At 71.7% G+C, this 4,627-nt stretch carries 4 protein-coding genes; 2 read left to right on the top strand and 2 right to left on the bottom strand.

Annotated features, from left to right (window positions below):
- Together KBX53_RS23105 and KBX53_RS23100 are read left to right on the top strand one after the other, a co-directional pair.
- Positions 1-771: 3-deoxy-7-phosphoheptulonate synthase (locus KBX53_RS23105; RefSeq protein WP_210861596.1), on the top strand; the 771-nt coding region annotated here is incomplete at its 5' end.
- Positions 772-827: 56 nt separating this feature from the next.
- Entirely contained in the window at positions 828-1,868 is a 1,041-nt protein-coding gene (locus KBX53_RS23100; protein ID WP_051708873.1) for a low specificity L-threonine aldolase, read from the top strand.
- A 159-nt stretch (positions 1,869-2,027) separates the two neighbouring features.
- Here KBX53_RS23100 and KBX53_RS23095 read toward each other — a convergent pair whose 3' ends face one another.
- Positions 2,028-2,894, bottom strand: coding sequence for a deoxyribonuclease IV (locus KBX53_RS23095; protein WP_030337697.1), 867 nt, complete (start codon positions 2,892-2,894; stop codon positions 2,028-2,030).
- The coding region (locus KBX53_RS23090; protein WP_210861594.1) for a Stk1 family PASTA domain-containing Ser/Thr kinase at positions 2,894-4,627 on the bottom strand (1,734 nt) is incomplete at its 5' end. The genes KBX53_RS23090 and KBX53_RS23095, both read right to left, overlap by 1 nt.

Below are 4,627 nucleotides of genomic sequence, written 5' to 3'. Positions count from 1 at the left end.
GGCTTCGTGAAGAACTCCCCGGCGGGGGAGCGTTACGAGGCGATCGCCCGGGAGATCGACCGGGCGCTGGCCTTCATCCGGGCCTGCGGCATGACCGACGACGAGGCGCTGCGTACCGTCACGCTCTACTGCTCCCACGAGGCCCTCGCCCTGGAGTACGACCGCGCGCTCACCCGGGTCTCCGACCGGCGCGCCTACGGGCTCTCCGGGCACTTCCTCTGGATCGGCGAGCGCACCCGGCAGATCAACGGGGCGCACATCGACTTCATCTCCCGGATCGCCAACCCGATCGGGGTCAAGCTCGGCCCGACCACGTCCCCGGATGAGGCGATCGAGCTGTGCGAGAAGCTCAACCCGGACAACATCCCGGGCCGGCTCACCCTGATCAGCCGGATGGGCAACCACCGGGTACGCGACGCGCTGCCGCCGATCGTCGCCAAGGTCACCGCCGCCGGGGCCAAGGTGGTCTGGCAGTGCGACCCGATGCACGGCAACACGCACGAGTCGTCGAACGGCTACAAGACCCGGCACTTCGACCGCATCGTCGACGAGGTGCTCGGCTACTTCGAGGTGCACCGAGGGCTGGAGACCCACCCCGGTGGCCTGCACGTCGAGTTGACCGGCGAGGACGTCACCGAGTGCCTCGGTGGCGCCCAGGGCATCGAGGACCTCGACCTGCCCGACCGGTACGAAACCGCCTGCGACCCGCGACTGAACACCCAGCAGTCGTTGGAGTTGGCGTTCCTCGTGGCGGAGATGCTGCGTGGCTGATCTCGCGAGCCCCGCATGGCTGAGCCTGCGAGCCCCGCAGTCGGCGAACCGAAGGGATGACAGTGGCTGATCTGTTCGTGGACCTGCGGTCCGACACGGTGACCCGACCCACCGCCGGGATGCGGGAGGCGATGGCCGCCGCCGAGGTCGGTGACGACGTGTACGGCGAGGACCCGAGCGTCAACGCCCTCGAAGCCGAGGTCGCCGCGTTGTTCGGGCACGAGGCGGCGCTGTTCGCCCCGAGCGGGTCGATGGCGAACCAGATCGCCCTGCAACTGTTGGTGTCGCCCGGCGACGAGTTGCTCTGCGACGCCGACGCGCACGTGGTCACGTACGAGATTGGTGCCGCGGCCGCGTACGGCGGAATCTCCTCGCGGACCTGGCCCGCGGTGGGCGCGGACATCGACCCGGAGGTGGTGGCCGGGATGATCCGGCCGGACGGCTACTTCGCCGTTCCCACCCGGGCGATCGCCGTCGAGCAGACCCACAACCGGGGCGGCGGTGGGGTGATTCCGCTGGCGACTCTGCGGGATCTGCGCGGGGTCGCCGACGAGGCGGGGGTCGCGCTGCACTGCGACGGCGCCCGGATCTGGCACGCGCACGTCGCCGACGGGGTGCCGCTGATCGAGTACGGCCGGCTCTTCGACACGTTGTCGGTGTGCCTCTCCAAGGGCCTCGGCGCGCCGGTCGGCTCGCTGGTGGTGGGCAGCGCCGAGAAGATCGAGCGTGCTCGGACGATCCGTAAGCGGATGGGCGGTGGCATGCGCCAGGCCGGCGTCCTCGCCGCCGCCGGTCGGTACGCGCTCGCGCAGCACATCGACCGGCTGGCCGACGACCACGCGAAGGCGGCCCGGCTCGCCGAGGCGGTCGCGCCGTTCGGTGTGCTGGCCACGACGGTCCGTACCAACCTGGTCGCGCTGGACCTCACCAAGCACACTCTGGACGCGCGGGCCCTGGCTGCCGCGGCACGGGCCGAGGGTGTCCTCATCTCGGTGCTCGGCCCCCGTACCGCCCGCCTGGTCACCCACCTGGGCGTCAGCGACGCGGACATCGACCGCGCCCTCGCGGCCCTACCCCGCATCCTGGCCAACGCCTAACCCCACCCAACCAACCCCCACCCCACCCCCACCCCCCGCTCACCTCGGTGATCAAGAGGTTTGCGTCAGATTCCGGCCCCCGGATGACGCAAACCTCTTGATCAACCAGGTGGGGTTCCCGGTGGGAGCAGGTGCGGTTCCCGGTGGGGTCAGGTGGGGTTACTGGGGGGTCAGGCGGGTGAGGGTGGTGATGTCGGCGGCGTGGCCCACGTGCTTCTCGCTGGGGGTTTCCACGACGGTCGGGACGCCGGCGGTGGCCGGGTGGGCCATCAGCTCGGCGAAGGCCGGCTCACCGATGGTGCCCTTGCCGATGTTCTCGTGCCGATCCCGGGTGGAACCGCACAGATCCTTCGAGTCGTTGGCGTGGACCAGCCGCAGCCGGTCCGCACCGACAGTGGCCACCAGGGTGTCCAGGGTCGCCGTCATGCCGCCCTCGGCCGCCAGGTCGTGACCGGCCGCCCAGGCGTGGCAGGTGTCGAAGCAGACCCCGAGCATGGGGTGCCGGTCCACCGCGTCCAGGTAGGGCCCGAGCTGCTCCACCCGGGAGGCGAGTGACCGGCCTCCACCCGCGCTCGGCTCGACCAGCAACATCGGCCCGCCAGCGTCGGCGGTCCAGTCGAGCAACGGCAGCAACACCTCGCGAACCTGTCGCATCGCCGCCTCGGCGTGCCCCTCGTCCACCGAACTGCCCGCGTGGAACACCACCCCGCGCGCGCCGATCGCCACCCCCCGACGCAGCGCGTGCGCCAGCGTCTGGGCCGACTTCTCCACGGTGGCCGGGGTGGGCGAGCCTAGGTTGACCAGCAGCGCGGCGTGGATGAACGCGGGAATGCCCCGCTCGGCGCAACCGTCGCGGAACAGGGCGTCCTGCCCGGGGTCGCCGTTGGGCAGTGCCCAGCCTCGCGAATTGGAGACGTAGACCTGCACCACCTGCGCACCCGTCACGTCGGCGTACGGCAGGGCGGCCTTCGCCAGCCCACCCGAGGTCGGAGTGTGCGTGCCCACCGGCCGCGAGATCGTCGGCATCAGAAGCACGTCAGGGTGACCGGGGTGCCCGGAGCCACCTGCTGGTTCTCGCCCGGGATCTGGATCCGGACCACGGCGTTCGGGTTGATCGCCACCGTCACCGGGAAGCCCTGGCCCTCCAGCGCCTGCTTGGCCTGCTGGCAGGGCAGGTCCACCACCCGCGGCATGGCGATCAGCGGCGGCCCCTTGCTGACGTCCAACTTGACCTGGGTGCCCTTCTCCACGCCGGCGCCATCGGCCGGGCTCTGCCCGAGGATCTCGTCCCTCGGCTTGTCGGAGTCCTTGTAGTTCTCCACCAGCACCAGGTTGAGCTGGGCCAGGGTCGTCCGGGCCTCGGTCAGGCTCTTGCCGACCAGGTTCGGCACCGTCACCGGCGCCCTGCCCCGGCTCAGAATGAGGGTGACCTTCGTCCCTGGCTTGACCTCGGCGCCCACCTTGGGGGAACTCTCCACCACGACGCCGGCCGGCAGGCTGTCGTCGTAGCGGGGGGTGCCCTTGGCCACCACCAGCTTCGCGTTGAGCAGGTCCGCCTCGGCGAGCTCGAACTCCTTGCCGATCACGTCCGGTACGGGGAAACGCTCCGGGCCCAGCGAGAGGGTCAGGGTGATCGTGCCACCCTTGACGATCTTGGTTGCGGACGCCGGATCCTGCCCCAGCACGCTGTCCTTCGGGGCCTTCTCGTCGAAGCGCGGCTCGGCGTACTCGAGGACGAGCCCGGCGCGGTCGGCCTGTGCCTGCGCCTCGGCCTTGCTCAGGCTCACCAGCTGCGGAGCGTCCGTGTAGCGACCGACGCCGAACCACCAACCACCGATCGCGGCCACCAGCCCCAGCGTCACCACCACGGCCGCGACGGCCAGTCGGCCACGCGGGTGGTTCAGCACCGTGGTGCGCAGCGCGGCGAGCCGGGCGCCCAGGCCCTCGGCGGGCTCCGGGGCGGCCCGACGCCGACCCGGCCCCTGGCTGCTGGCCCCCTCGGGCAGCCGTGCCCAGGACGGGCGGTTGGGCGGCTGGACCGTCGCGACCATCATGGTCGGCTGGGAGAGCAACGGTTCGTCGCTGACCGGGCGGAGCACGGCGGTGTGGCTGTTGGCGTCGCCCAGCCGATCCCGGGCAACCTGCACCTCGGCCAGCAGAGCGCCGGCGTCCGCGGGCCGGGCGCCGGGGTCACGCCGGGTGGCCCGCTGAACCAGGTCGTCGAGGACCGACGGCAGGCCCGGCACCAGCGTCGAGGGCGCCGGCACGTCCCGGTCGACGTGCTGCCAGGCGACGTCCACCGGGCGGTCCCCGTCGTACGGCACCCGGCCGGTGAGCATCTCGAACAGCACGATGCCGGCCGAGTAGACGTCGGTGCGCGGATCGGCGCGGCCCTCGGTGACCAGTTCCGGGGCGACGTACGCCACGGTGGCCATCAGTTGGTTGCCCTGCTCCTCGTCGGCGCTCGCCTCGACCGCCCGGGCCAACCCGAAGTCGGCCACCTTCACGACGCTGTCGACCAGGTTGGCGACGCCACCGGTGGGCGCCTCGGCGACCAGCACGTTCTCCGGTTTGACGTCGCGGTGTACGAGACCCGCCCGGTGCGCGGCGGCGATCGCGGCGAGCATCTGCTCGGTGATGGCCAGCGCCTCGTCCGGGTTGAGTCGGCGGCGCTCGGCCAGCACGTCGCGCAGCGTGCGGCCACGGACGTACTCCATCACCAGGTACGGCAGACCGGCGTGGGTGCCCTGGTCGTAGAC

Source organism: Micromonospora sp. M51 (assembly GCF_018070305.1).
GTDB lineage: Bacteria > Actinomycetota > Actinomycetes > Mycobacteriales > Micromonosporaceae > Micromonospora > Micromonospora parva.
The sequence above is the reverse complement of the archived record's forward strand: the minus strand, read 5'-3'. Positions and strand labels throughout refer to the sequence as shown.

Excerpts from the sequence above, each read along its gene's own strand:
- KBX53_RS23100 (WP_051708873.1), top strand. The coding sequence starts at position 828 with ATGACAGTGGCTGATCTGTTCGTGGACCTGCGGTCCGACACGGTGACC.
- KBX53_RS23095 (WP_030337697.1), bottom strand. The coding sequence starts at position 2,894 with ATGCCGACGATCTCGCGGCCGGTGGGCACGCACACTCCGACCTCGGGT.